Annotated in this window: 29 protein-coding genes and 1 tRNA gene; 21 read left to right on the forward strand and 9 right to left on the reverse strand. The window is 59.3% G+C overall.

Annotated elements, in window-relative coordinates:
- Positions 1-10: 10 nt before the first annotated feature.
- Together ACS4NR_RS01265 and ygfZ are read right to left on the reverse strand one after the other, a co-directional pair.
- Positions 11-832: an HDOD domain-containing protein gene (locus ACS4NR_RS01265; RefSeq protein WP_204895730.1), complete on the reverse strand. Its 822-nt coding sequence runs from the start codon at positions 830-832 to the stop codon at positions 11-13.
- A gap of 35 nt (positions 833-867) precedes the next feature.
- Complete coding sequence (gene ygfZ / locus ACS4NR_RS01270; RefSeq protein ID WP_456018909.1) at positions 868-1,809, reverse strand: CAF17-like 4Fe-4S cluster assembly/insertion protein YgfZ; 942 nt, start codon at positions 1,807-1,809, stop codon at positions 868-870.
- A gap of 149 nt (positions 1,810-1,958) precedes the next feature.
- On the opposite strand from ygfZ, the gene ACS4NR_RS01275 reads away from it, so the two are divergent.
- Together ACS4NR_RS01275 and ACS4NR_RS01280 are read left to right on the forward strand one after the other, a co-directional pair.
- The gene (locus ACS4NR_RS01275; RefSeq protein WP_003222550.1) at positions 1,959-2,213 is read left to right on the forward strand and encodes an FAD assembly factor SdhE; all 255 of its coding nucleotides are present in this window, start codon (positions 1,959-1,961) and stop codon (positions 2,211-2,213) included.
- On the forward strand, positions 2,197-2,649 hold the full coding sequence (locus tag ACS4NR_RS01280) for a protein YgfX (protein WP_456018910.1): 453 nt from the start codon (positions 2,197-2,199) through the stop codon (positions 2,647-2,649). Before ACS4NR_RS01275 ends, ACS4NR_RS01280 begins: the two co-directional genes overlap by 17 nt.
- On the opposite strand, the gene nadB is transcribed toward ACS4NR_RS01280, so the two are convergent.
- Positions 2,618-4,234, reverse strand: a complete 1,617-nt coding sequence (gene nadB, locus ACS4NR_RS01285) for an L-aspartate oxidase (protein WP_456018911.1) — start codon at positions 4,232-4,234, stop codon at positions 2,618-2,620. The two genes, ACS4NR_RS01280 and nadB, sit on opposite strands and share 32 nt — an antisense overlap.
- A 558-nt stretch (positions 4,235-4,792) precedes the next feature.
- Between nadB and rpoE the strand changes: the two genes are divergently transcribed.
- The 4 genes from rpoE to ACS4NR_RS01305 all read left to right on the forward strand — a co-directional run bounded on the left by rpoE (position 4,793) and on the right by ACS4NR_RS01305 (position 8,604).
- Positions 4,793-5,374: an RNA polymerase sigma factor RpoE gene (rpoE, locus tag ACS4NR_RS01290; protein WP_003172477.1), complete on the forward strand. Its 582-nt coding sequence runs from the start codon at positions 4,793-4,795 to the stop codon at positions 5,372-5,374.
- Between the two features lie 30 nt (positions 5,375-5,404).
- Positions 5,405-5,992 (forward strand): sigma-E factor negative regulatory protein, encoded by a 588-nt coding sequence (locus ACS4NR_RS01295; protein WP_003222558.1) that lies wholly within the window; start codon positions 5,405-5,407, stop codon positions 5,990-5,992.
- Positions 5,993-6,000: 8 nt separating this feature from the next.
- On the forward strand, positions 6,001-6,963 hold the full coding sequence (locus ACS4NR_RS01300) for a MucB/RseB C-terminal domain-containing protein (protein ID WP_456018912.1): 963 nt from the start codon (positions 6,001-6,003) through the stop codon (positions 6,961-6,963).
- Between the two features lie 210 nt (positions 6,964-7,173).
- Entirely contained in the window at positions 7,174-8,604 is a 1,431-nt protein-coding gene (locus ACS4NR_RS01305) for a DegQ family serine endoprotease (protein ID WP_095138539.1), read from the forward strand.
- Positions 8,605-8,685: 81 nt separating this feature from the next.
- Here the strand turns inward: ACS4NR_RS01305 and ACS4NR_RS01310 are convergent, their stop codons facing one another.
- The gene (locus tag ACS4NR_RS01310) at positions 8,686-10,119 is read right to left on the reverse strand and encodes a M48 family metalloprotease (RefSeq protein WP_007963277.1); all 1,434 of its coding nucleotides are present in this window, start codon (positions 10,117-10,119) and stop codon (positions 8,686-8,688) included.
- Positions 10,120-10,217: 98 nt separating this feature from the next.
- Here ACS4NR_RS01310 and ACS4NR_RS01315 point away from each other — a divergent pair, with 98 nt between their 5' ends.
- Positions 10,218-10,457 (forward strand): sulfurtransferase TusA family protein, encoded by a 240-nt coding sequence (locus tag ACS4NR_RS01315; RefSeq protein WP_095138540.1) that lies wholly within the window; start codon positions 10,218-10,220, stop codon positions 10,455-10,457.
- A 32-nt stretch (positions 10,458-10,489) separates the two neighbouring features.
- Positions 10,490-11,560 carry an AI-2E family transporter gene (locus ACS4NR_RS01320; protein ID WP_027614463.1) on the forward strand — a complete coding sequence of 357 codons (1,071 nt, stop codon included), beginning with the start codon at positions 10,490-10,492 and terminating at the stop codon, positions 11,558-11,560.
- 124 nt (positions 11,561-11,684) lie between these two features.
- Here ACS4NR_RS01320 and ACS4NR_RS01325 read toward each other — a convergent pair whose 3' ends face one another.
- Together ACS4NR_RS01325 and ACS4NR_RS01330 are read right to left on the reverse strand one after the other, a co-directional pair.
- Positions 11,685-12,158 (reverse strand): peroxiredoxin family protein, encoded by a 474-nt coding sequence (locus tag ACS4NR_RS01325; RefSeq protein ID WP_204895725.1) that lies wholly within the window; start codon positions 12,156-12,158, stop codon positions 11,685-11,687.
- Between the two features lie 10 nt (positions 12,159-12,168).
- Positions 12,169-12,729 (reverse strand): glycine cleavage system protein R, encoded by a 561-nt coding sequence (locus ACS4NR_RS01330; protein WP_007963284.1) that lies wholly within the window; start codon positions 12,727-12,729, stop codon positions 12,169-12,171.
- Positions 12,730-13,054: 325 nt separating this feature from the next.
- On the opposite strand from ACS4NR_RS01330, the gene dapA reads away from it, so the two are divergent.
- The 7 genes from dapA to ACS4NR_RS01365 all read left to right on the forward strand — a co-directional run bounded on the left by dapA (position 13,055) and on the right by ACS4NR_RS01365 (position 17,680).
- Complete coding sequence (gene dapA / locus ACS4NR_RS01335; RefSeq protein WP_027614465.1) at positions 13,055-13,933, forward strand: 4-hydroxy-tetrahydrodipicolinate synthase; 879 nt, start codon at positions 13,055-13,057, stop codon at positions 13,931-13,933.
- A gap of 17 nt (positions 13,934-13,950) precedes the next feature.
- Positions 13,951-15,066 carry an outer membrane protein assembly factor BamC gene (bamC, locus tag ACS4NR_RS01340; RefSeq protein ID WP_095138541.1) on the forward strand — a complete coding sequence of 372 codons (1,116 nt, stop codon included), beginning with the start codon at positions 13,951-13,953 and terminating at the stop codon, positions 15,064-15,066.
- Between the two features lie 4 nt (positions 15,067-15,070).
- The gene (locus tag ACS4NR_RS01345) at positions 15,071-15,832 is read left to right on the forward strand and encodes an MBL fold metallo-hydrolase (protein ID WP_095138542.1); all 762 of its coding nucleotides are present in this window, start codon (positions 15,071-15,073) and stop codon (positions 15,830-15,832) included.
- A 28-nt stretch (positions 15,833-15,860) separates the two neighbouring features.
- Positions 15,861-16,574, forward strand: a complete 714-nt coding sequence (gene purC / locus ACS4NR_RS01350; protein ID WP_007963288.1) for a phosphoribosylaminoimidazolesuccinocarboxamide synthase — start codon at positions 15,861-15,863, stop codon at positions 16,572-16,574.
- 83 nt (positions 16,575-16,657) lie between these two features.
- Positions 16,658-16,747 (forward strand) — tRNA-Ser (locus ACS4NR_RS01355).
- A 349-nt stretch (positions 16,748-17,096) separates the two neighbouring features.
- Positions 17,097-17,351: a type II toxin-antitoxin system HicA family toxin gene (locus ACS4NR_RS01360; RefSeq protein ID WP_456018913.1), complete on the forward strand. Its 255-nt coding sequence runs from the start codon at positions 17,097-17,099 to the stop codon at positions 17,349-17,351.
- Entirely contained in the window at positions 17,348-17,680 is a 333-nt protein-coding gene (locus tag ACS4NR_RS01365) for a type II toxin-antitoxin system HicB family antitoxin (protein WP_095138544.1), read from the forward strand. The genes ACS4NR_RS01360 and ACS4NR_RS01365 overlap by 4 nt, the downstream gene beginning before the upstream one ends.
- A gap of 128 nt (positions 17,681-17,808) precedes the next feature.
- On the opposite strand, the gene ACS4NR_RS01370 is transcribed toward ACS4NR_RS01365, so the two are convergent.
- A complete protein-coding gene (locus ACS4NR_RS01370; protein WP_095138545.1) occupies positions 17,809-18,015 on the reverse strand; it encodes a hypothetical protein in 207 nt (68 codons plus the stop codon).
- A 154-nt stretch (positions 18,016-18,169) separates the two neighbouring features.
- The gene (locus ACS4NR_RS01375) at positions 18,170-18,361 is read right to left on the reverse strand and encodes a YegP family protein (RefSeq protein WP_007963291.1); all 192 of its coding nucleotides are present in this window, start codon (positions 18,359-18,361) and stop codon (positions 18,170-18,172) included.
- 276 nt (positions 18,362-18,637) lie between these two features.
- On the opposite strand from ACS4NR_RS01375, the gene ACS4NR_RS01380 reads away from it, so the two are divergent.
- The 6 genes from ACS4NR_RS01380 to ACS4NR_RS01405 all read left to right on the forward strand — a co-directional run bounded on the left by ACS4NR_RS01380 (position 18,638) and on the right by ACS4NR_RS01405 (position 24,328).
- Complete coding sequence (locus ACS4NR_RS01380) at positions 18,638-19,603, forward strand: glycosyltransferase family 2 protein (RefSeq protein WP_443533213.1); 966 nt, start codon at positions 18,638-18,640, stop codon at positions 19,601-19,603.
- Between the two features lie 3 nt (positions 19,604-19,606).
- Positions 19,607-20,317: a class I SAM-dependent methyltransferase gene (locus ACS4NR_RS01385; RefSeq protein WP_456018914.1), complete on the forward strand. Its 711-nt coding sequence runs from the start codon at positions 19,607-19,609 to the stop codon at positions 20,315-20,317.
- Positions 20,314-20,700 (forward strand): GtrA family protein, encoded by a 387-nt coding sequence (locus ACS4NR_RS01390; protein WP_456018915.1) that lies wholly within the window; start codon positions 20,314-20,316, stop codon positions 20,698-20,700. The genes ACS4NR_RS01385 and ACS4NR_RS01390 overlap by 4 nt, the downstream gene beginning before the upstream one ends.
- Complete coding sequence (locus tag ACS4NR_RS01395; protein ID WP_456018916.1) at positions 20,697-22,781, forward strand: DUF6311 domain-containing protein; 2,085 nt, start codon at positions 20,697-20,699, stop codon at positions 22,779-22,781. The genes ACS4NR_RS01390 and ACS4NR_RS01395 overlap by 4 nt, the downstream gene beginning before the upstream one ends.
- An 89-nt stretch (positions 22,782-22,870) precedes the next feature.
- Positions 22,871-23,791 (forward strand): LysR substrate-binding domain-containing protein, encoded by a 921-nt coding sequence (locus ACS4NR_RS01400; protein WP_027614510.1) that lies wholly within the window; start codon positions 22,871-22,873, stop codon positions 23,789-23,791.
- Positions 23,792-23,962: 171 nt separating this feature from the next.
- Positions 23,963-24,328 carry a 5-carboxymethyl-2-hydroxymuconate Delta-isomerase gene (locus ACS4NR_RS01405; RefSeq protein ID WP_095138550.1) on the forward strand — a complete coding sequence of 122 codons (366 nt, stop codon included), beginning with the start codon at positions 23,963-23,965 and terminating at the stop codon, positions 24,326-24,328.
- Positions 24,329-24,331: 3 nt separating this feature from the next.
- Here ACS4NR_RS01405 and ACS4NR_RS01410 read toward each other — a convergent pair whose 3' ends face one another.
- On the reverse strand, positions 24,332-25,267 hold the full coding sequence (locus ACS4NR_RS01410; protein WP_253150405.1) for a LysR family transcriptional regulator: 936 nt from the start codon (positions 25,265-25,267) through the stop codon (positions 24,332-24,334).
- Positions 25,268-25,278 lie beyond the last annotated feature (11 nt).

Below are 25,278 nucleotides of genomic sequence, written 5' to 3' on the forward strand. Positions count from 1 at the left end.
CGGTTCCGGATCAGTAAAACATCGTCCGCGATTCTTCCAGATCCGCGCACAATTCCTTGTTCTCCGTATCGATCCCAAGCTTCCTGAACGCCGGCACACTGTGCGGATCAATCCGCGCAAACGGATGCTCGGTGTTCTTGTGGCAATACAGGCTCGCCACCTGCACCAGATCGACGTAATCGATCTGCGCCGAGTTGCGCTTGAAATCCAGATACAGCCCCGGCAACGCCACCAGTTGCTCGGGAAATTCCCAGACCCGCAACAACTTGTCGCCCAGCAGCGGATGAATGTGGTCGATCACGTGGTTGAGGCTGACCGGGTCTGATAGCAGTTCGTAGTGATCTTCGGCGTAGGTCAGGATCGGCAGCACGCCGATCTGATGCACCAGCCCGCCCAGCGCCGCCTGATCAGGTTTGAGTTGGGTATGCCGGCGGCACAGGGCGTAGCTGACGCCGGCGATTTCCAGGCTCTTGCGCCAGACTTCGCGCATCTTCTGTTCGACCACCTCGGAGCGGGCGTGGAAGATCTGTTCCATCACCAGCCCGATCGCCAGGTTGCTGCTGTAGTTGACCCCCAGCCGGGTGATAGCGGTGTGCAGGTCGGTGACTTCCTGGGTGGCGCGCAGCAACGGGCTGTTGACCACTTTGATCAGTCGCGCCGACAACGCCGTGTCGCGGCCAATCACTTTGCTCAGGTCGCTGACACTGATCTCCGGGTCTTCGGCGGCCTTGCGAATTTGCAGGGCCACTTCCGGTAATGTTGGCAGAACCAGGTCATCGTTATCGATGGCCTCAACCAAATCCTGTTGGACCTTATCCGCCAGCTCGCTCATGTAGATTCTCTAGGGTGTTGCAACAAAAGCTGCGATCAGCGCTGGATTTCGCGGTCGCGATCCAGTTCGTAGGGCAGGTCGAGCAAATGCAGGGCTGGCCCTTCGAGGGCGCCCAGGTGCAGATCACCCGCTTCGGCAGCTTCGGCCTGCAACACCGCCAGCAGTTCAATCTTTTCTGCGGCGCGGGCGGCAATCACTACTTCGCCGATGGCGCTGCTATGGCTTGGGGCGAACAGCGGGGTCCCCGGCTCCGGCAATTCGCTCGCGTCCAGTTGCACGCGATAGAGACGACGCTTGAGCTTGCCCAGGTACTGCATGCGCGCGACGATTTCCTGGCCGGTGTAGCAACCTTTCTTGAAACTCACGCCACCGACGGCCTGCAGGTTGAGCATCTGCGGGATGAACAGCTCGCGGGTGGTCGGCATGACCTGACCGATACCGGCGCGAATCTGCCCCAACAGCCATTGGTTCAACTCGCCTTCAGGCAGGGCAGCGGCCAGTTTGGCCTTGATGGTGTCGGCTTGATCGGCCGGTAGCCAGAGTTCGGCGCGATCCGGCGAGACGCGAATCGCGATCAGGCCTGCGCTGCGCACCACGCTGTCGGTTTCGCTTGGCAGATCCAGACCCAGACTGGCCAACGCTGCGTCGCCGTGCTCCAGACCAAAACGCACCCAGGCGGCGCTTTCGTCGGTCAATTTGGATTTGGAGAACACCGCGTACTTTTTCAGATCCGCCAGTTGCGGTTCCAGCAGTTCGCTGGACATCGCCAGCAGCACGCCGTCACCTTCGAGCAGAATGCGGAAGCTCGACTGCATCCGGCCTTTTTGCGTGCAGCGCGCGCCCAGGCTGGCCTGGCTGTCGCTGAGGTAGTTGAGGTTGCAGGTCAATTGGCCTTGCAGGAATTTGCCGGCATCCACGCCGCGAACCGCGAGTACGCCTTCATGAGACAGGGTGCAGAAAAAAGCAGAATCGGCCATGGGTCATCGCAGGGTAAAAAGTCTGGGGCACATCATAAGGGCGCGTTGTTGAAATGGGTAGTTGATAAAGGATCGGTGGTGCCCGACCAAAGCCGACTGTGCGACCCGCGCCGGGGCTGTATACTGCGCGCCTATTTGAGGAGGGCTCCATGGTCGAACAAGTTGAACTGAATCGCCTCTTTTGGCACAGCCGTCGCGGCATGCTTGAGCTTGACGTGTTGCTGGTGCCGTTCGTGAAAGAGGTCTATCCGCACCTCAACCAGGTCGATCGCGACTTGTATGTCCGTCTGCTGACCTGTGAGGATCAGGACATGTTCGGCTGGTTCATGGAGCGCAGCGAATCCGAAGACCCGGAGCTGCAGCGCATGGTCCGGATGATCCTGGACCGTGTTCAGCCCAAGTAACACCTTCGAATGCCGCTGGCATGCCTCACGGCAGTTGCTGGCGGCGTATCTGTTGGCCCAGGCGTTCGCTCTGGGTGTGTTGTTTCTTCTGACGATTCCACTCTGGGCCAGTTTGCTCGGGGCTTTCGCTTGTGTGCTGCACGCCGCGTGGGTGTTGCCACGGCAGATTCTGCTGACGCATCCGCAGGCTTTTTGCGGGTTGCGCCGCGACGCCGATGGCTGGCAGTTGTGGAATCAGGCGGGCGGCTGGCAAGCGGTGCAGCTGCGCCCGGATAGCCTGGCGTTGCCGTTGATCGTGGTATTGCGCTTTCGTTTGCGCGGCGAGCGGCGGGTGCGCTCGATCTGTGTACCGCAAGACTCGCAGGCAGCGGATGTGCACCGACGCCTGCGAGTGCGGCTCAAGTTCAGCCGGCGTAGGTGGGCGGCACCAGAATAGTGTCGAGCGCCTCGGGCAGCAGGTTTGGATAGTCGAGTGTGTAATGCAGACCGCGACTTTCCTTGCGCTCCATGGCCGAGCAGATCATCAGTTCGGCGACTTGCGCCAGATTACGCAGCTCGATCAGATCGCGGCTGACTTTATAGTTGCTGTAAAACTCGTCGATCTCGTCCAGCAACAGACGCACGCGGTGCTGCGCCCGTTGCAGACGCTTGTTGGTGCGCACGATGCCGACGTAGTCCCACATGAAGCGGCGCAACTCATCCCAGTTGTGGGCGATGATCACGTCCTCGTCGGAATCGGTCACCTGGCTGGCGTCCCACTCGGGCAGAGCGGTTGGCGCAGCGACGTCATCCAGTTGCGCAAGAATGTCCGCTGCCGCCGAGCGGGCATAAACGAAGCATTCGAGCAGCGAGTTGCTGGCCATGCGGTTGGCCCCGTGCAGACCGGTGAAGCTGGTTTCGCCGATTGCGTACAGCCCCGGCACGTCGGTGCGACCGTGTTGATCGACCATCACGCCGCCGCAGGTGTAGTGCGCCGCCGGTACGACCGGGATCGGCTGCCTGGTGATGTCGATGCCGAAACCCAGGCAACGTTCGTAGACGGTCGGGAAGTGGCTTTTGATGAAGGCTTCAGGCTTGTGGCTGATGTCGAGATACACGCAGTCGACGCCCAGCCGCTTCATTTCATGGTCGATGGCCCGGGCGACGATGTCGCGTGGCGCCAGTTCGGCACGTTTGTCGAAGCGCGGCATGAACCGCTCGCCGTTGGGCAGCTTCAGGTGCGCGCCTTCGCCACGCAGGGCTTCTGTGATCAGGAAACTCTTGGCCTGCGGGTGATACAGGCACGTGGGGTGGAACTGGTTGAATTCCAGGTTGGCCACCCGGCAGCCCGAGCGCCAGGCCATGGCGATGCCGTCACCGCAGGCGCCATCGGGGTTGCTGGTATAGAGGTAGACCTTGGCCGCGCCGCCGGACGCGAGGATCACGAAGCGTGCGCCGTAGGTGTCGACTTCGCCGGTCGCGCGATTCAGCACATAGGCGCCGAGGCAGCGCTCGCCGTCCATACCCAAGCGGCGTTCGGTGATCAGATCAACGGCAACCCGTTGTTCCAGCAGCTCGATGTTGCTGCGTTCTCTGGCCTGAGCAAGGAGGGTGGTGAAAATCGCTGCGCCGGTCGCGTCAGCGGCGTGGATGATGCGCCGATGGCTGTGCCCGCCTTCGCGGGTCAGGTGGAATTCGAAACCGCCGTCTTCGGTGCCGGACTGTTCGTCGCGGGTGAACGGCACGCCCTGGTCGATCAGCCACTGGATGGCTTCGCGGCTGTGCTCGACGGTGAAGCGCACCGCGTCTTCATGGCACAGACCGCCGCCGGCGTTCAGGGTGTCGTCGACGTGGGATTCGACAGTATCGGTATCGTCCAGCACGGCAGCGACGCCGCCCTGGGCCCAGTAAGTGGAGCCGTTGGCCAGATCACCTTTGCTCAATACCGCGATGCGCAAATGACCCGGCAGGGTCAGTGCGAGACTCAAACCGGCAGCGCCGCTGCCAATCACTAGAACATCGTGTTGAAACTGTTGGCTCATTTCAGGATTCCGCTCAAAGCGACCCGGATCGGGGTTGGCGCAAGACAGCTGGATCGGCGAGTCAAGACAGCCACACAGCCCACTAGTATATAGAGGGGTGGAGCGGCACAATAGCCGGGCTCGTATGGCATTGTGAAACTACTGTGACGACAAAAGCTTGACGTTTCGTCGGACGTTTTTTTCCGTCGTTTTCGGAAAAGGCGACTGTATCGAGGATGAAACAGGCTTTTTCAGCACACGGTTGCTCAATGTCGCTTCAGCCCGGCTATAAATAATTGGAACTTTTGCCAGAGGCCCAAGATCAATAGTCAGTTGCCAGAAGCACGGGACAGTGTCGGCTTCAATGCAGAACCTGCGATTGGGTTTTTGCCGGCGAACCGATGACAAGATTATTCGCGCAGCCGGTTTATCCCGCGCTGCGTTTTTCGTGCGTGCCAAATCAGAGCCCGCAGGAAACTTGCCTGGAGGGGGAGAACTTTTGCGAAAAGCCCGAGTCTATGTTTGCAAGTCTGGTCGTTTAGTTATGCAAGCCTCCTCCATGCTTATCGAGGAGTGTTCATGCTAACCCAGGAAGAGGATCAGCAGCTGGTCGAGCGTGTTCAGCGTGGCGACAAGCGAGCTTTCGATCTGCTGGTGCTGAAATATCAGCACAAAATTCTCGGGTTGATCGTGCGTTTTGTGCACGACACCCATGAAGCCCAGGATGTGGCTCAGGAAGCCTTTATCAAGGCCTACCGAGCGCTAGGAAACTTTCGCGGAGACAGCGCGTTCTATACGTGGCTTTACCGCATTGCCATCAACACGGCAAAAAACTATCTGGTTTCACGCGGCCGCCGGCCGCCGGATAGCGATGTAAGTTCTGAAGATGCAGAGTTCTACGACGGCGATCATGGCCTGAAGGATCTCGAATCACCGGAACGCGCATTGCTGCGGGATGAGATCGAAGGCACCGTCCATCGAACCATTCAGCAACTGCCAGAGGATTTGCGTACGGCTTTAACTTTACGTGAATTCGATGGTCTGAGTTACGAGGATATTGCGAGCGTCATGCAATGTCCGGTGGGTACCGTGCGCTCCCGGATTTTCCGCGCTCGGGAGGCCATCGATAAAGCCCTGCAGCCGTTGTTGCAGGAAAACTGAGACAGCGGCGACAGCCAAGAGAGGAACGCCATGAGTCGTGAAGCCCTGCAGGAATCGCTGTCCGCAGTGATGGATAACGAAGCGGACGAACTGGAATTGCGTCGAGTGATCAATGCACTGGACGATGTTGAAACCCGTGAGACCTGGGCTCGTTATCAGATCGCTCGGGCAGCCATGCACAAGGATCTGCTGCTTCCGCGTCTGGACATTGCTGCGGCAGTTTCTGCTGCGCTGGAAGACGAAACGGCTCCAGCCAAAGTATCCCGCGGCCCTTGGCGCAACCTTGGTCGTCTGGCCGTTGCGGCTTCGGTGACCGTTGCAGTACTGGCTGGTGTGCGCCTGTACAACCAGGACGAGATCGCTGGTGTCGAGCTGGCTCAGCAGTCCAATCAGCCTTCGCTGGTTGCGCCGCAGGTCAAAGGCCCGGCTGTTCTGGCAGGCTACAAGGAAAGCTCGGAAACCACTGGTCCGATGGCCAATGGCGTCCTGCAGGGACAGCCAGGCTGGCACGATCAGCGTCTGCCAGGCTATCTGCGTCAGCATGCTCAGCAGGCTGCATTGAAAGGTACTGAAAGCGCTCTGCCTTATGCGCGTGCAGCAAGCATGGAAAACCGTTAAGGAGGATCATGCGCGCCATACCTCTACTTTCGCTTCTGCTCAGCGGCTGGTTCATTGTTCCAGCCCATGCCGACGAGGCCCAGGACTGGTTGATCCGCCTGGGTCAGGCCGAGCAGCAGCAAAGCTTCCGCGGCACTTTCGTATACGAGCGTAACGGTAGTTTTTCTACCCACAATATCTGGCACCGCGTCCAGAATGGTCAGGTTCGCGAGCGTTTGCTTCAGCTCGACGGATCGGCACAGGAAGTCGTGCGCGTTGATGGGCATACTCAATGCGTCAGCGGTAGCCTGATTGCGGGGTTGGGAGACTCTCCCAACTCGACCGCTCGTTCGCTTGATCCCCAAAAGCTGAAGAACTGGTATGAGCTTGCCGTTATCGGCAAGTCGCGCGTGGCCGGGCGTGATGCGGTCATCGTATCGCTGACGCCTCGCGACCAGCATCGCTATGGTTTCGAGCTGCATCTGGATAAACAGACCGGGTTGCCACTGAAATCGTTGTTGCTCAACGACAAGGGGCAGTTACTCGAGCGTTTCCAGTTCACCAGTCTTGATACCGCAGATGTTCCGTCGGACAAAGACCTGCAAGCTGGCACCGAGTGCAAGGCAGTTACGCTTGACAGTGACAAGGCGTCTGCCGTCAAGACGGCTCAGGTTTGGCGTTCCGACTGGTTGCCACCTGGCTTCGAACTGACCAGCAGCACCTCGCACAAAGACCAGGAAACCAAAACTCAGGTTAATAGCCTGATGTATGACGACGGGTTGGCGCGTTTCTCGGTGTTTCTGGAACCGTTGAACGGTGCGACAGTCACGGATACGCGCACGCAACTCGGTCCGACCGTCGCCGTTTCCCGTCGTCTCACCACGCCTCAGGGCGAAATAATGGTTACGGTGGTTGGCGAAATCCCCATTGGCACAGCTGAAAGAATTGCCTTGTCGATGCGTAACGATGGCGCTGCAACCAGCAAGCAGTGAGCTGATTTCAGTCATTTCCACTTCTTTTTCGAGACGTAGATGAAATGTTTGCTCAGCATTTTCATTTGCAAATCCCCCGAAAGTTTTTTATAGGTCAGAGCCTCACGGCTCTGGCCTTGTCTGTTGTTCCCGGAACAAAAATACCGGCCCGCGGTTCCCGGTGTTCCTTGCTCCATATCGCTTAACCCTGCTCGTCGTAACGGGAGCTGTATGTCGATACTTAGCTTGAAGTCTTATCTCTCCATTTTCGCCACCGTGCTCGTGCTTGGTCAGGCGGTGCCCGCTGCCCAAGCGGCCGACTTGCCTGACTTCACCCAACTGGTTGAACAGGCCTCGCCTGCAGTGGTGAACATCAGTACCACGCAGAAGCTGCCGGACCGCAAGGTGAACCAGCAGATGCCTGACCTGGAAGGCTTGCCGCCGATGTTGCGCGAGTTCTTCGAACGCGGCATGCCGCCTCAGCAGCGTTCGCCACGCGGTGATCGTCAGCGCGAAGCGCAATCGCTGGGTTCGGGCTTCATCATTTCCTCGGATGGCTACATCCTGACCAACAACCATGTGATTGCCGATGCCGACGAAATCCTCGTGCGTCTGGCTGATCGCAGTGAAATGAAAGCCAAGCTGATCGGCACTGACCCACGCTCTGACGTGGCCCTGCTGAAAATCGATGGCAAAGATCTGCCGGTGCTCAAGCTCGGCAAATCCCAGGACCTGAAGGCCGGTCAGTGGGTGGTGGCGATCGGCTCGCCGTTCGGCTTTGACCACACCGTGACCCAAGGCATTGTCAGCGCCGTCGGCCGTAGCCTGCCGAACGAAAACTACGTGCCGTTCATCCAGACCGACGTGCCAATCAACCCGGGTAACTCCGGTGGCCCGCTGTTCAACCTGAACGGTGAAGTGGTCGGGATCAACTCGCAAATCTACACCCGTTCCGGCGGCTTCATGGGGGTGTCGTTCGCCATCCCGATCGACGTGGCGATGGACGTTTCCAATCAGCTGAAAAGCGGTGGCAAGGTCAGCCGCGGCTGGCTGGGTGTGGTCATTCAGGAAGTGAACAAGGATCTGGCCGAGTCGTTCGGTCTTGATAAGCCGGCCGGTGCGCTGGTTGCGCAGATTCAGGATGACGGTCCGGCAGCCAAGGGTGGCCTGCAAGTGGGCGACGTGATCCTGAGCATGAACGGTCAGCCGATCGTCATGTCCGCCGACCTGCCACACTTGGTCGGTGCGCTGAAAGCGGGCGCCAAGGCCAACCTTGAAGTGATTCGCGACGGCAAGCGCAAGAATGTCGAGCTGACAGTCGGTGCGATTCCGGACGAAGACAAAGAGCTGGCAGCACTGCCGAAGTCCGGCGCGGAAAGCAGCAGCAACCGCCTCGGCGTTTCGGTGGCGGAACTGACCGCTGAGCAGAAGAAAACCTACGACCTCAAAGGCGGTGTGGTGATCAAGGAAGTTCAGGACGGTCCTGCGGCCCTGATCGGTCTGCAGCCGGGTGACGTGATCACTCACCTGAACAACCAGGCCATCGGCTCCACCAAGGAGTTCACCGATATTGCCAAGGCCCTGCCGAAGAATCGTTCGGTGTCGATGCGCGTTCTGCGTCAAGGTCGCGCCAGCTTCATCACCTTCAAACTGGCTGAATAAGCCGGTCGCGGTGAAAATAAAAAACCGCCTCGAGAGAGGCGGTTTTTTTGTGCCTGAAACTTTTATCTCGCTGATGAAAACTCAGCCCATCATGTCCTTGATCATGCGCTCCTGCTCCATCAGCTCGCGCTGGCGCGCATCGATCCGCGAGGATAACGGGAAGTTGCTGCCCGCCTTGCGCTTGGCAAAGTCGAGCTGCTGGATCGCCTGCCGATAATCACCGACCAGCGCAAAGTACTCGGCACGGGCCTGGTGCAAGCCGATGATGTTGCCTGAGAGACCACGGGTCTCGGCCACCTGGTACCACACGTCCGGATCATTCGGACGGGATTTGAGCAGGCTATCGAGAGCCTTCTCTGCGTCGGCAGTGCGATTCTGTTTCAGTAGCAGATCGACGCGAACCTGATTCAGCGGGTAATTGCCAGGATACTGCGTGAGCATCCGGTCAACCCGCGTTTGCGCATCCGGCAGACGGTTGTTGGTGATGTCCAGGTCGATCTGCGCGAGGTTGTAGATGATCTCGTTGGGCGATTTGGCCAATAGCTGTTTGAGGTTCTCCCGGGCTTCATTGAGCTGGCCGCCCTTGATCTGGGCGATTGCCAGCCCGTAACGCGCCACGTCATTTTTCGGGTTCTCGTCCAATTGTGCGCGAAAGCGTTTGGCGCCCAGCCCCGGGGTTTCTTCGTAGATCAACTGTACGCGAGCGCGAATCAGCTGATAGCGCATGCTGTCTTCGATGCCGCCCGCTGGCGCTTGTTCTGCGCGGTTACGGGTGTCGGCGATACGCGATTCGGTGACCGGGTGAGTCAGCAGAAACTCCGGCGGCTTGGCGTCGAAGCGATACTGGCGCATCAGGCGTTCGAACATGGTCGGCATCGAGCGCGGATCGTATCCGGCCTTTTCCAGGTTGAGAATGCCGATGCGGTCGGCTTCCTGCTCGTTCTGGCGCGAAAAGGTGCGTTGCGACTGAATCGCCGCGGCCTGTGTGCCGGCGATAGTCGCGATCCCGGCATCACCGCCACCGGCGGCGGCAATCACGATCCCGGCCAGCAGCGCGGCCATCATCGGCACCTGCATCCGCTGCGAAGCTTCTACCCCGCGCGCGAAGTGGCGCTGTGACAAGTGCGCCAGTTCGTGGGCCAGTACCGAGGCATATTCGCCTTCGGTCTGCGCGTTGAGGAACAGGCCGCCGTTGACCCCGACCACGCCACCCGGCGCGGCGAAGGCGTTGAGCTGCGGACTGTTGATCAGGATGAATTCCAGGCGCCGATCGGTGACCTGGCTGGTTTCCACCAGCTTGTAGACGCTGGATTCGACGTAGTCTTTGAGCTGCGGATCGTTAAGCTGTGCAACCTGACTGCGCAACATGGCCAGCCAGGCGCGGCCCAGCTGATATTCCTGTTGCGGTGAGACAATGGCAGAACTGGCGTCGCCAAGTGACGGCAGATCGTCGGCAAAGCCCGGTGAGGCGAGCAGGCAAGCGAGCGTCAGCAGGGTAGGGCGCAGAAATGTCATGCACAAAGCCTTAGAAGACAAAGACCTTACTGTAGCCGGACACCGGGCGTGCGACCAGATATTCTAGGCGCCTCAACCACCTGAACCGGAGTGACGCAATGACTGACGCTGTAGCCCATGACTGTGAACTGGACGCCAGTGGCCTGAATTGCCCGTTGCCGTTGCTCAAGGCCAAGATGGAACTCAACAAGCTGTCCAGCGGCGCGGTGCTCAAGGTGATAGCCACGGATGCGGGTTCGCAGCGCGACTTCCGCACCTTTGCCCGTCTGGCCGGTCATACGCTGCTGCGCGAAGAAGAGGAAGCAGGCGTCTACCGTTACTGGTTGAAAAAAGCCTGAAGCCAACAGCGTAAAAGACCTAAGGATTATTGATGTTCAAAGTGTTACGCGACTGGATTCAGCGCTACTTTTCCGACGAAGAAGCGGTGGTGCTGGCGGTGCTGCTGTTCCTCGCCTTCACCGCGGTGCTCACGCTCGGTGGCATGCTTGCGCCGGTATTGGCCGGGATGGTGCTGGCGTATCTGATGCAGGGGCTGGTGCTCGCCCTTGAGCGCATGCGCGTGCCTGGCGCGGCGGCCGTGGGCCTGGTGTTTGCGCTGTTCATGGGCGTGTTGCTGGTGTTCATCGTGGTGGTGTTGCCGCTGCTGTGGCATCAGTTGATCACGCTGTTCAACGAGCTGCCGGGGATGCTCGCCAAATGGCAGTCGCTGCTGCTATTGCTGCCCGAGCGCTATCCGCATCTGGTTTCTGACGAGCAGGTGCTGCAGGCCATCGAAGCGGCGCGTGGCGAGATCGGCAAATTCGGCCAATGGGCGCTGACCTTCTCGCTGTCGAGCCTGCCGCTGCTGGTCAACATCATGATCTATCTGGTGCTGGTGCCGATCCTGGTGTTTTTCTTCCTCAAGGATCGGGCCATGATCGGCGAGTGGGTGCGCGGCTATCTGCCCCGTGAGCGGGCGCTGATCACCCGCGTGGCGCAGGAAATGAACCGGCAGATCGCCAACTACATTCGCGGCAAGGTCATCGAGATCGTGATCTGTGGCGGCGTGACCTACATCGCCTTCGTCGCGCTTGGCCTCAACTATGCGGCGCTGCTGGCGTTGCTGGTCGGGGTGTCGGTGGTGGTGCCGTACGTCGGCGCGGTGGTGGTGACCGTCCCGGTGTTACTGATCGCGCTGTTCCAGTGGGGCTGGAGCGATCAGTTCATCTATCTGATGGCGGTCTACGGGATCATTCAAACGCTGGATGGCAACGTTCTGGTGCCGTTGCTGTTTTCCGAGGCGGTCAACCTGCACCCGGTGGCAATCATTTGCGCGGTGTTGTTGTTTGGCGGGTTGTGGGGGTTTTGGGGCGTGTTCTTCGCGATTCCGCTGGCGACGCTGTTCAAGGCAGTGCTGGATGCCTGGCCGCGCAAGGAGCCGGTTGTAGCTCCGTTGCTTTAAAGCCGGATTATTCGTTGCGGCTTGTGGCCCCTTCGCGAGCAAGCCCGCTCCCACATTTGAAATACATTCAAAATGTGGGAGCGGGCTTGCTCGCGAAAGCGTCAGTGAAAACGACGCAGAAATATCAGGCTTTATTGAGGGCCTGAGCCGCAGCCAGCACCGCATCCACATGCCCCGGCACTTTCACGCCGCGCCATTCCTGACGCAGTACACCGTTCTTGTCGATCAGGAATGTGCTGCGATCAACGCCCAGATACTCCTTGCCGTACAGCTTTTTCAGCTTGATCACGTCGAACAACTGGCAGACGGCTTCGTCCTTGTCGCTGATCAGCTCGAACGGAAACTCCTGCTTGCACTTGAAGTTCTCGTGAGACTTCAGGCTGTCGCGGGAGATACCGAAAATCTCGGTATCAGCGGCCTGGAACGCCGCGTACTGGTCACGAAAACCCTGGCCTTCGGTGGTGCAGCCCGGGGTGCTGTCCTTCGGATAGAAGTAGATCACCACTTGCTTGCCCTTGAGGGCGGACAGGCTGACGGTCTGCCCGCTGGTGGCAGGTGCTTCGAAATCCGCAACCGGTTGGTCGATGACAACGGCCATGAAAGCTTCCTTACATTGGGTTTTGTGGGCGCCAAGGTTCGATCAGCGCATCCAGGTTCATTGCGTCGGCGAAATCCAGGAACTGGTCGCGCAGCCAACTGATCTGGGTGCCGGCCGGCAGCGTTACGGTGAACGTGGCGTTGAGCATGGTGCCGCCGGTCTGTGGGGCCTGATAGGTGTCGCAGGTCAGGTTTTCCAGCTCGACGTTGTGATCCATGAAGAACTGGCACAGTTCATTGATGATGTCCGGGCGATACGCCGAGCTGACATAAGCCACGTAGGGCAGGGCCTGTGGACGGTTTTCCAGGGCTGCGCTGCGTACCACGTTGACGGTGAAGGCGTGGCGCTTGGCCAGGGTCGGCAGGCTGCCTTCGAGGCGGGCCAGAGCGTCCCAGCTGCCGGAGATTTCCAGCACCAGGGCACTGCACTCGCCGTGGCGGGTCAGGCGGGAAGTGACGACGGCGCAGCGATTTTCATGGCTGGCGCGGCACAGGACGTTAGTCAGCTCCATGGGGTTGGCGCCAAGGGCACTGATGACAAGGAATTGTTCGCGAACTGTGGGGGTGGACATGCAGCATTCCTAAAGCGATGAGCGGTCGGTAGGTCGATGGGCATTGGCCGTCGGGATGCGTCTGCGCGTGCCCGTTCAGAAAGCCCCGGGCCGTGGCTCGCAATTCGCTCCAATAAAGGCGGAGCGTGCAGCAGCGACACTGGAACGGGGCCTGGGAGGCCGAAAGGGGAGGCTGGAACCCGGCGTACAAGCTGATCTGTACCGATCAAAGTCTGAAGGGTAGCGAAAACCGACGCCAAGGGGAATGGCGGCGCAGTACTTCGCTTGTGCAAGCATCTTGGCGCCAGTACCATTACCGCTCTCTTTTTCCGGCAGGAGCGGTTTCATGATTGCGGGCAGTATGGTGGCACTGGTCACTCCCATGGATGCACAAGGGCGTCTTGACTGGGACAGCCTCAGCAAACTCGTGGACTTCCATCTCAAGAACGGCACCCATGCCATTGTCGCGGTCGGTACCACCGGCGAGTCGGCGACCCTTGATGTAGAAGAACACATCGCCGTCATCAAAGCCGTGGTCAAACAGGTAGCCGGGCGCATTCCGGTGATCGCCGGTACCGGCGCCAACTCGACCCGCGAAGCCGTCGAGCTGACCCGCAACGCCAAGGAAGCCGGCGCCGACGCCTGCCTGCTGGTAGTTCCGTACTACAACAAGCCGACCCAGGAAGGCCTGTACCAGCATTTCAAGCACATTGCCGAAGCCGTCGACATTCCACAGATTCTCTATAACGTTCCCGGCCGCACCTCCTGCGACATGCAGGCCGAGACCGTAATTCGCCTGTCCAGCGTGCCGAACATCATCGGCATCAAGGAAGCCACCGGCGACCTGAAACGCGCCAAAGCCATCATCGACGGCGTGAGCAAGGACTTCATCGTGCTGTCCGGCGATGATCCGACCGCGGTCGAGCTGATCCTGCTGGGCGGCAAAGGCAACATCTCCGTAACGGCCAACGTCGCCCCGCGCGAAATGGCTGACCTGTGCGAGGCCGCGCTGAAAGGCGACGCCGAGACCGCACGGGCGATCAACGAAAAATTGATGCCGCTGCACAAGGACCTGTTCATCGAAGCCAACCCGATTCCGGTGAAGTGGGCTTTGGTCGAAATGGGCCTGATGCACGAAGGCATCCGCCTGCCGCTGACCTGGCTGAGCGCTCCTTGTCATGAAACGCTTCGCACGGCCCTGCGCCAGTGCAGCGTCCTGGTTTAATTGAGGAAGTACAACGCATGAAGCGAATGGCCGGACTTTCCGCACTTGCCTTGATTATCTCCAGCACCAGTGGCTGCGGATGGGTCTGGGGCCCGGAAGGTTATTTCCGTGACCGTGGTAGCGATTACCTGGAAGCGCAACAGACTGCACCGATGCAACTGCCACCGAATGTCAGCACCTCCAAGCGTCTGGATCCGCTGTTGCCGATCCCGCGCAACGTGGCTGATGACACGGCGAAGGGCGAATACGTGGTACCACGTCCGCAACCGCTGACGGCGGTTGCCGATGCGACCGACTACTCGCTGCAGAAGAGCGGTGACTCGCGTTGGGTCGTGGCCCAGCACCCACCGGCCGAAGTCTGGCCAGTGGCGGTGCAGTTCTTCCAGGACAACGGTTTCCGACTGGATGAACAGCGCCCGCAAACCGGTGAGTTCACCACCACCTGGCAGCATTCCGACGAGCTGTCCGCCGCTGTGGCCAAGCGCCTGAGCGCCGCCGGTGTCGGTGCCGACAGCGAAACCCGCGTGCGGGTGCGTATCGAGCCGGGCGTGCAGCGCAACACCAGTGAAATCTACGTGGTCAGCGCCGAGCGTCCTGCCGGCAGCACCGCCGACGTCGAGTTCACCAACCGTTCGGTCAACACTGGCCTGGACGCAGCGCTGGTCGACGACATGCTGGCGAGCATGAGCCGGATCTCCGAGAAGGGTGGTTCGGTGTCGATGCTGGCTTCGCGCGATTTCGATACCCCGAGCCGTGTCAGCCTCAGCGAAGACGGCAGCGGCAACCCGGTATTGAACGTTGGTCCGGACCTGGATCGTGCCTGGTCGAGCGTCGGTCGTGCGCTGGAGCAAGGTCAGTGGCGCGTTGAAGACATCAACCGCAGCCTGGGCCTGTACTACATCAACCTGGCCGAAAAAGCCGAGAAGAAAGACGACAAGCCTGGTTTCTTCAGCAGCCTGTTCGGCAGTGCGCCGACCAAGGAAGAAGTTGAAGCCCGTGCCGAGCGTTATCAGGTTCGCCTGAGCAAGGTCGGTGAGAACGTTCAGGTGACCGTCGAGAAGAACATCAACACCGTAGCGCCGGCCGATGTGGCGCGCAAAGTGTTGAGCGTGATTCAGGACAACCTGGGCTGATCACATGCGCTTTGCCGTTCTCGGCAGCGGTAGCCAAGGGAACGGCACGCTGATCGCCAGCGCTGATACGTATGTGCTGGTGGATTGTGGTTTTTCCCTGCGGGAAACCGAAAAACGCCTGTTGCGCCTGGGTGTTCACCCGGCGCAACTGAGCGCGATACTCGTAACCCACGAACATGCCGACCACGTGCATGGCGTGGGTTTGCTGTCTCGGCGCTACAATCTACCGGTCTACCTCAGTCGCGGCACACTGCGCGGGATGCGCAAACCGATCGAACCCGCAGGCTTTCTCGCCGGCGGCGAGCAGCTGCAGATCGGCGCACTGAACATCGGGGTCATTGCCGTGGCCCATGATGCGCAAGAGCCGACCCAGTACGTATTCAGTGACAGCGAGCAGCGGCGCTTTGGCCTGCTGACCGACCTGGGTTCCTACTGCGAGCGGGTGCTGGACGGCTATCGGGATCTCGATGCGTTGATGATCGAGTCCAACCACTGCCGCGACATGCTGGCCCGTGGTCATTACCCGTACTTTCTCAAGCAACGGGTGGGCGGCGAGCTGGGACATTTGAACAACCATCAGGCGGCATTCCTGGTGGCCGAGTTGGGGTGGCAGGGCTTGCAGCATCTGGTTCTCGCCCACCTGAGCAGCAAGAACAACCTGCCGCAGCTGGCCCGGCAATGTTTCGTCGACACCCTCGGGTGCGACCCGGACTGGCTGCAACTGGCCGATCAAGATTCAGGGCTCGACTGGCGCCATATCGCCTAGCCCATCTACTTAGCAAGCGGAGCCCATCATGGAAAAACGTGAAGAACTCTACCGCGGCAAAGCCAAATCGGTTTACAAGACCGACGACGCTGACCGCTTGATCCTGCTGTTTCGCAACGACACCTCGGCGTTCGACGGCAAGCGCATCGAGCAGCTCGACCGCAAAGGCATGGTGAACAACAAGTTCAACGCCTTCATCATGCAGAAACTCGAAGCGGCCGGCATTCCGACCCAATTCGACAAACTGCTGGGCGACAACGAGTGCCTGGTGAAGAAGCTGGACATGATCCCGGTCGAGTGCGTCGTGCGTAACTACGCCGCTGGCAGCCTGGTAAAACGTCTGGGCGTCGAAGAGGGCATGAAGCTCAACCCGTACACCTTCGAACTGTTCCTGAAGGACGACGCCAAGGGCGACCCGTTCATTAACGAATCCCACGTCGTGGCATTCGGCTGGGGCACCGCCGAGCAACTGGCGCGCATGAAAGAACTGTCGCTCAAGGTCAACGAAGTCCTGAGCAAACTGTTCGACGACGCAGGCCTGCTGCTGGTCGACTTCAAGCTTGAATTCGGCGTGTTCAGCGACGGCTCGATCGTTTTGGGCGACGAGTTCAGCCCGGACGGCTGCCGTCTGTGGGACAAGGACACCAAGAAGAAAATGGACAAGGACCGCTTCCGTCAGGGCCTCGGTGACGTCATCGAAGCCTACGAAGAAGTCGCCAATCGTCTGGGTGTACCGCTTTAATCGACGCAAGCATCTGATAGCACGAGAAATTTTGCGAAAGAGGGTTTGCTTTCGGTAAAAGTGTTGTTATGATGCGCGCCGTTGGAGAGATGCCAGAGTGGCCGAATGGGACGGATTCGAAATCCGTTGTACCTTCACCGGTACCTAGGGTTCGAATCCCTATCTCTCCGCCATACATAGAAAAAGCCCCGTAGCTGAAAAGCTACGGGGCTTTTTTGTTTCTGCTCGCTAGAGTAATCAGCAAATCCTGTCGCCGGAACCCGAGGTTGAAAACTCGATAATCGGATGTGACTCGATTGATGCCGGTTCGTACGTAACTCTCGGAGTCTACCTACAGCTCTATTTCAAATCACTCCTTATCCTGACCTGCGTGCCCAATATCGACTGGAATTCGGATAAAAAGACGCCGCTTTTCAAGCCTGGAGGGCGGCGTTGTCCGCTTGTTCAAGGGGCGCGCTTCATGGATCAGCGATATGAATCGCGATTGCCAATTTTTCCTGCGCGGTATCATGGTGTAATACTATGATCAACAGACAGCTCGGTACGCTCGCGGCTATATTTTCACGACCCACACCCTCCACGTTGGAATGGGCGCGCATCGAGTCTCTTTTCAATGCGGTCGGGGCCAGAACCGTGGAAGGCAATGGTTCGCGAGTTCGGTTTGAATTAAGAGGTGTGGTCGCTACGTTCCACCGACCTCACCCGGATAAAGAAGCAAAGCCCTATCAGGTTCGTGATGCTCGGGCTTTTCTTGAACAAGCAGGAGTCACTCCATGAACGTGATGAATTACAACGGGTATGCCGCCCGAATTGAATACAGTGATGAAGATGGTCTTTTTGTTGGTCATATCGCTGGGATCAAGGACGTTGTAGGTTTTCATGGCGAATCTGTAAAAGAGCTTCGGTCAGCGTTCGAAGAGGCTGTTACTGACTATCTGGAGACTTGCGAAAAACTGGGTCGTGCCCCGCAAAGGCCTTATTCGGGCAATCTCAGTCTGCGTTTGGCGCCTGCTCTTCATGCGACTGTTGCCGTAAAAGCGCAATTGGCTCAAAAAAGCATTAATCAGTGGGTTGCGGATGTTCTTGACCGAGAGGCCCATGCCTAGCTTGATTCTGGTTTGGAACTACAGGGTCTTATGTACGTCGTTCCCGAACAGAGCAAATAGCCCCGTAGCTGAAAAGCTACGGGGCTTTTTTGTTTCTGCGGGCTTTACCGAGCACCCGCATCAGTCACTCACGGCTGCGAGTGCCCGAGCTTCTGCTTGATCAGGTCATACACTTGCTTGTGCGTCGAGTTGCGCAGGGTGTTGTCCTTGCAAGCCGAAGCCAGGAAAGTTTTCACTTCGTCCTTGGCGTGCGGATAGAGGCTGGCGACGTAGTCGGCTTCGTGTGTTTGAGTGCAGTTGAAGTGCTTGTCGTCTTTCGCTTTGTCTCTAGCCATGGTGCGGCTCCTTTTTTGAGTTGAATGTCATATGGCTTAACAGGGCTGGATCGCCCCATACGCTAAAGAGCGTAGGGGCGCACAACTGCTTCGCCAGTGCTTCGGGCAAAAAAGGAAGAGGCTGTAGGACGTGGCGCCATGCCGACCGGCGCGATCAGATCTCCTTCACCGGTGTCTCCCCCTGCACACCCTTGATCAACTCGATCACATGTAAACAATCAGCCTTGTTCACATACGACTCGCCACTGGCAATCGTCTCGTGGTTCCCCGCCCGCAGCCTCCAGCGCCATTGGCCTTTGCCGGTGCTCGGGGTGCCTCGGGATTGCCTGTAGATCTCGAAATACATTCAGTTCGCTCCTTGCGATGGTGTTTGCGACAACCTGTGTGGCGCATCGTCGCAAGCCTAGCGGAGCGAGTTTTTTTCGCTATCGGGTATTTGTTTCCAATCGTTGGCAGATGTTTCTGAAGAGCGCGGGCCAGAGCGCCCGCATCGGCGTCTGGATTGGCCAGAATGTCGCCACTTCCACCTTGCAAGGCTATCGACGCTACTGCTTAATACGGGACGGCTCATGGCGTCGAAAATGCTTCGACGACCGACAAACACTATAAAAAGAGCATTCCCTTGACTGAGCATGGAACAGCACAGGCCACACGGGTCACGTTATCGCTGGTTGTCCCGGTTTTTAACGAGGAGGACAGTCTCGACGCGTTCATTCTGCGCCTCGATGAAGTCTTCCAGCACCAGGCCTCAATTGCTCTGGAGCTGGTGTTCGTCAATGACGGCAGTTCCGATGCCACGCTTGAGCGGCTGTTGGAGCGCCAGTTGCGCGACTCGCGGCTGCGCATCGTCGATCTGAGTCGCAACTTCGGTAAAGAGGCGGCGTTGTCTGCGGGATTGCAGATCGCCACCGGGCAGATCGTCGTCCCCATTGACGTCGATCTGCAGGACCCGCCCGAAATCATTCTGCAAATGATCGAGCGATGGCGCGAGGGCTATGAAGTCGTGCTCGGTCATCGCGTCAGCCGCCGCAGCGATACGTGGGCCAAGCAGACTTCGGCGCATTGGTTCTATCGTTTGCACAATAAGATCGCCGAACAACCGTTGCCGGAAAACGTCGGTGATTTTCGCCTGATGGACCGTTGTGTGGTCGATGCCTTGCTGACCTTGCCCGAGTCCCGGCGCTTTATGAAAGGCCTGTTCGCCTGGGTCGGTTTTCGCACTACCCACGTTGATTACGAGCGGCCCGAGCGCGTGGCGGGGCAGAGCAAGTTCAACGGCTGGCGGCTATGGAATTTTGCTCTGGAAGGCATCACCAGTTTCAGTACCGAACCGCTGCGGATCTGGACGTACATCGGCGCGGCGGTGTCGCTGGTATCTTTTGCCTTTGCCATTTTTATCGTGTTGCGCACGCTGATCCACGGCGTCGACATGCCCGGTTATGCCTCGTTGATGGTAGCCGTGACGTTCCTCGGTGGCCTGCAGTTGATTGGCATCGGCGTGCTCGGCGAGTACCTGGGCCGCACTTACATCGAATCCAAACGCCGGCCGATTTTTCTGGTGCGTCGCGTCTACGACCCCAAGGACTGAAACATGGATCTCAAGGAAACCGACATCCTCGGCGACAGCATCGGTGAGCATTGGTATTACTGCTCCAAAGCGGCGGCGACGCGTCGTCTGCTCGGTGATGCACCGATCACGCGGATTCTCGACGTGGGCGCCGGGTCTGGGTTTTTCTCGCACCACCTGCTGACGCAAACCTCGGCGCAGGAGGCGTGGTGCGTCGATATCAGCTACCCCGCCGATTCCGATGCGACCACGGTTGGCAAACCGGTGCATTACCGCCGCGATATCGACGCCATCGATGCGGATCTGGTGCTGCTCATGGACGTGCTGGAGCATGTCGACGACGACCTTGGGCTGCTCAAGGCTTACGTCGATAAAGTGCCGTCCGGCAGCCGCTTCCTGATGACTGTGCCGGCATTCCAGTTCCTGTGGAGCGGGCATGACGACTTCCTCGAACACAAGCGCCGCTACACCCTGCCGCAGTTTGAAACCCTGGCCCGTGATGCCGGTTTGACTGTGCAGCGTGGTGCCTACTATTTCGGTGCGGTGTTTCCGATCGCCGCGGCATTGCGTTTGCTGCCCAAAGGCCCGCAGGCCGCAGTACCGCAGTCTCAACTCAAACGCCATCAACCGTTGGTCAACGGCGTGCTCAAGACCCTCTGCAGCCTTGAACTGCCGCTGATGGGCATGAATCGCCTGGCCGGTCTGAGCGTTTTCGTGCTGGCGCGTAAGCCGTGACCTCAGCCGACCGATCGGTGTTGGTCCAGCGTGGTTTGCGCTTTGCCGTGACCGGTCTGTTCGTCACCGCACTGCATGCGCTGGTGGCGGTGCTGTTCATCAACTTCGTCGCGCCGCAACCGCCGTTGGCCAACGGGGTGGCATTTGCTGTGGCGACGGTGGTGTCCTATGTGATCAACACCACCTGGAGTTTTTCGGCCCGTTTGCATGGCAAAACCTTGCTGCGCTTCATGCTGGTTTCCTGCGGTGGATTCTTGCTGGCGATGTTCGTTGCGTGGACGGCGCAACTCGCTGGACTGCACTATTTGCTGGGCATCGGCGCGGTGGCACTGATCATCCCGGCATTCACCTTTGTGCTGCATAACTTCTGGACGTATCGATGAAGGGCTTGAACAAGCACCCGTCCTTGGCGCTGTTGCCGATCCTGCTGGGAGCGCTGGCGTTTTTTCTGGTGATCGGCCCGCGTGCCCTCGATCCGCAAAACATTGCCTGGCTCAAGGACGGCGACCCGGCAACGCACTATCTGGGCTGGGTATTCTTTCGTCATTCGCCCTGGACTTTTCCCCTCGGGCTGAACCCGTCCTATGGGATGGAACTGGGCAGCTCGATCATTTTTTCCGATTCCAATCCGCTGCTGGCGCTGCTGTTCAAACCGTTTAATGGCTGGTTGCCGGAGACGTTCCAGTATTTCGGTTTATGGCTGCTGGCGTGTTTTATTCTGCAGGCCTGGTTTGCCTGGAAGCTGCTCGGACTGATCACCGACAACCCCGTGTTGCGCCTGCTCGGTGCCGGGCTGCTGGTGTTTTCGCCGCCGATGTTTCTGCGTACCGGTGGTCATCTTTCGCTGGTCGGGCATTTCCTGATTCTTGCGGCGCTGTATCTGGCCTTGCATCCGGCGCTGCCGCGACGACGCTTGGCGTGGGGCGGTTTGCTCGCCGCGACAGCACTGGTCCATGCCTATCTGCTGGGGATGGTAGCGCTGATCTGGGTGGCGGATCTGTTGGGCAAGTTGTGGGCCGGCAAGTTGAGTCGACGTCAGGTGCTGATCGAGCTGGTCAGTTTGTTCGCGCTGGTGAGCGTGTGCTGCTGGCAGGCGGGGTATTTCAGTATTACCGATGGGGCGGCGGGCGGCGGTTTCGGCTTTTATCGAATGAACCTGTTGTCGCTGGTGGATCCAGACGGTTGGTCATTTGTCTTGCCGGGCATCCCCAAGGGCGGCGGTGATTACGAAGGCTTCAACTACCTCGGACTGGGTGTCCTGCTGCTAGTGCCAGTGGCGGCAATCGGCTGGTACAGAAGTGGTATCTCGTTGAAGGCTTTGTTGTGCAGTCGCCCGTTCCTGTTGTTGGCGTTCGTCGGATTGACGTTGTTTGCCCTGTCGAATCAGATCGGTATCGGCTTGCATACTTTCGGCTATCCGCTTCCCAAGTTCGCGCTGCGTGTGGCGAGTGTTTTTCGCGCTTCAGGACGCATGTTCTGGCCGGTGTTCTACGCCATCGTGATATTGCTCACCTACCTGGTGGTGCGCGGTTATCGGCCGCGCATCGCCATGGGGCTGCTGGCGCTGGCGTTGGTGGTGCAAGTCGCCGATAGCCGAATCGCCTGGGCCGGTTTGAGAGCGGCGAAAATGCTGCCCGAATCCTCGGCCTGGACCAGCCCGATGCATGATCCGTTCTGGGCCAGTGCGGCGGCGCACTACAAGAGCATCCGCGCCATGATGCCGAAAAATCAGCCTGATCAGTGGCAGGCGATTGCCGATTTCGCCGCCACCCACGGGCTGAAAACCGATGCGGCTTACCTGGGCCGTACGAGCCCCAAGGCGCTGGACATGCTGCTGCGCACGACGCAAAGCCAGCTCGCCAGCGGCCAGTACGACAGCGATTCGCTGTACCTCCTCGATGACGATGCGCTGGAGCTGGCGGTCAAGAGCATTCACAGCGACACCGATCTGTTGACCCGCGTCGACGACTTTGTTGTGTTGGCCCCAGGCTGGAAACGTTGCAATCAATGCCTGGCGATGGTCGACCAGGGGCGGGCGCTGTCGTCGATACCCTTGAGCCAGCCGGGACTGGTGCAGACGTTCAACCGCAGCACTCGACAATTGGTCAAAGGCTGGTCCACCCCGGAAGCCTGGGGCACCTGGAGTGATGGGCAGGATGCGGAACTGCGACTGCGCGTCGCTCCCGGGTCGCATGCGCTGGTGATCGAGGCGCTGGCCTTTGCCATGCCGCCGAACCTCAGTCAGCGGGTGATCGTCAGCATCAATGGGGTCGAGGCATTGTCGACGCGTCTGACTGAGGTGCAGGGCAATCGGCTGGAAATACCGCTCAGCGCAGCGCAGGTGGCCGAGGAATATCTGAATGTCCGATTGCATCTGCCCGATGCAGTCAGCCCAAAAACACTGGGCTTCAATGACGATGCGCGAGTCATGGGGCTGGGCTTGAAAACCCTGACGGTACAGTGAAATTGTCCAACAAACCGCCAATCGTCTGATAGACGTCAGTCCCAAGGACTTCATACACTGCCGGCAGTCTGGCGAGCGGGGGGCAATGGATGAATCGAAATGAATTACGCAAGGCCGACATCAACCTGATGGTGGTGTTCGAGACCTTGATGCTCGAACGCAACGTGACCCGGGCGGCGGAGAAACTGTTTCTTGGCCAGCCGACCATCAGCTCGGCACTCAATCGCTTGCGCGCGATGTTTAATGATCCGCTGTTCATCCGCGTCGGCCATCGCATGGAGCCGACTGCCCGGGCCGAAGAACTGTTCAAGTACCTGTCGCCAGCGCTCGACTCGCTGTCGGTGGCCCTGAGTCTGACTCACGATTTCGATCCGGCCGTGAGCAACATGACGTTCCGTATCGGCCTGTCCGATGACGTCGAATTCGGCCTGCTGCCACCGTTGCTGCGGGCGCTGCGTCAGGAGGCACCGAGCGTGGTGTTCGTGGTGCAGCACGTCGACTACTGGCGCATCCCCGATCTGCTGGCCGCCGGCGACATCACCGTCGGCATCAGCCAGACCCGAGGTTTGCCAGCCAATGCCAAGCGCAAACTGTTGCGGCATATCCAGCCAAGCATCCTGCGCGCCGATGCCTCGGACTCGCCGCTGACCCTCGACGAATACTGTTCACGCCCGCACGTACTGGTGTCGCACACGGCCAACATCAGCGGCTATGCCGACGAGTGGCTGGCGGAAATCGGCCGTACCCGGCATGTGGTGTTGTCGGTGCCGCAATACAGTGCGCTGCCGGCATTGCTGGCCGGTACCGACCTGATCGCCAGCCTGCCGGACTACACCGCCGAAGCGATGGCTGCCTCCGGGCTGCTGTTCAAGGAACCGTTCCCGTTCAAGACGCCGATGCTGGATCTGTCGATGGTCTGGCTCAGCCACGTCGACAGCGATCCGGCCGAGCGCTGGCTGCGTTCGCGGCTTGAAGCGTTCATGAGTGAACGGCCGCTGACCGCGCCCTGAATCCCACCACAAATCTCCCCTGTGGGAGCGAGCCTGCTCGCGAAAGCGCAGTATCAGACAACATTGATGTGACTGACACACCCTCATCGCGAGCAGGCAAAAACCCGCACGGGAGTAGGGCGGTGCTGTGGTATATGTACGACCTTTCTGCCGACTGACTGGAGCATCCCCATGCCACACCTGCACATGGAATACACCGCCAACTTGCCGCAGTTGAACGCTGATGTGGCGTTGATCCGCCTCAACAACGCCCTGGTGGGTTCCGGTCAGTTCGCCGCCGAGTTCGATATCAAGAGCCGGGCGGTGAAGGTCGAGACCTTCAAGGTCGGTACCGGTATGGGTGAGCGCGCTTTCGTCCATGTGAAGCTGGCGCTGCTCAGCGGTCGTTCGCCGCAGATCAAGAAGCAGCTCTCGGATAGCTTGCTGGCGGTGTTGCAGGATTTGTGCGAGTGGCCGGCCGGGGTCGAAGTGCAGCTTTGCGTGGAGTTGCTCGATATCGACCGCGACTCCTACACCAAGACCGCCATCGGCGTGTAGGACTCAGGCCGCTTCCAGCTCACTGCACACTTTGATCACCTGCTCGCGCAGCCAGACGTTGGCGCTGTCCTGATCGACGCTCTGGCTCCACTGCATGTCGAGAGTGAACCCCGGCAGGCCGTTCGGCGCCTCGCAGTGATTGAACACCGCGTCGTTGGTCAGCAGGCGCTGGATGCGCCGGGGCAGGGTCAGGATGAAGTCGGTGCCGGTGATCATCTTCAATGCCGCGCTGTAGCTGTTGGAGCGCGCGACGATCTGCCGTTTCTGCGCCTGACGCGCCAGCCAGCCATCGACCATGTTGGTGGTGGAAGTCCACGGTGTCGGGAACACATGGCGCCGTTCGGTGAAGGCCTGCAGGCTCAGGCGCGGCTCCAGCGGTGTTGCGCGTTTGTCGAAGACACAGACCAGATCGTCCTCCAGCAGCATTCGCGATTTCAGGTCGGTGTGGCTGCGGTGGAAGTTGGGGCCGAAGCAGATCACCAGATCGAGGCTGCCGTCGCGCAGTTCGTCGGCGGGCACGTCGGTCTCGAACTTGTGCATGTTGACCACCACCGGCAAATCGTCGAAGTCGAAACGCTTCAACAGGCGCGGCAGCACCAGTTGCTCGAAGTACTCCGGGGCGCAGATATTGAAGGTCACCGCTTGCCGGGTCGGATCGAAGGCCGGGGCGCCGGCGTGGCACAGGTTGATGCTTTCGAGGATCTTCTGCACATGGCCGTACATGGTGCCGGCCTTGTAGGTGGGACGCATGCCCGTGCGGGTGTTGATGAACAACTCGTCTTCGAAACTGGTGCGCAATTTTTTCAGGCAGTAGCTGACAGTGGACTGGCTGACGCACAGCGTCTCCGAGACATCCGTGACGCTGCTTTGCTCATACACGGCGATAAACACCATGAGATCCTGCATGTCGAGCTTTCGAAGCAAGTTACTGTTCAGCATCCGTTCCGTCC

It is taken from the genome of Pseudomonas sp. JQ36, from assembly GCF_053851495.1.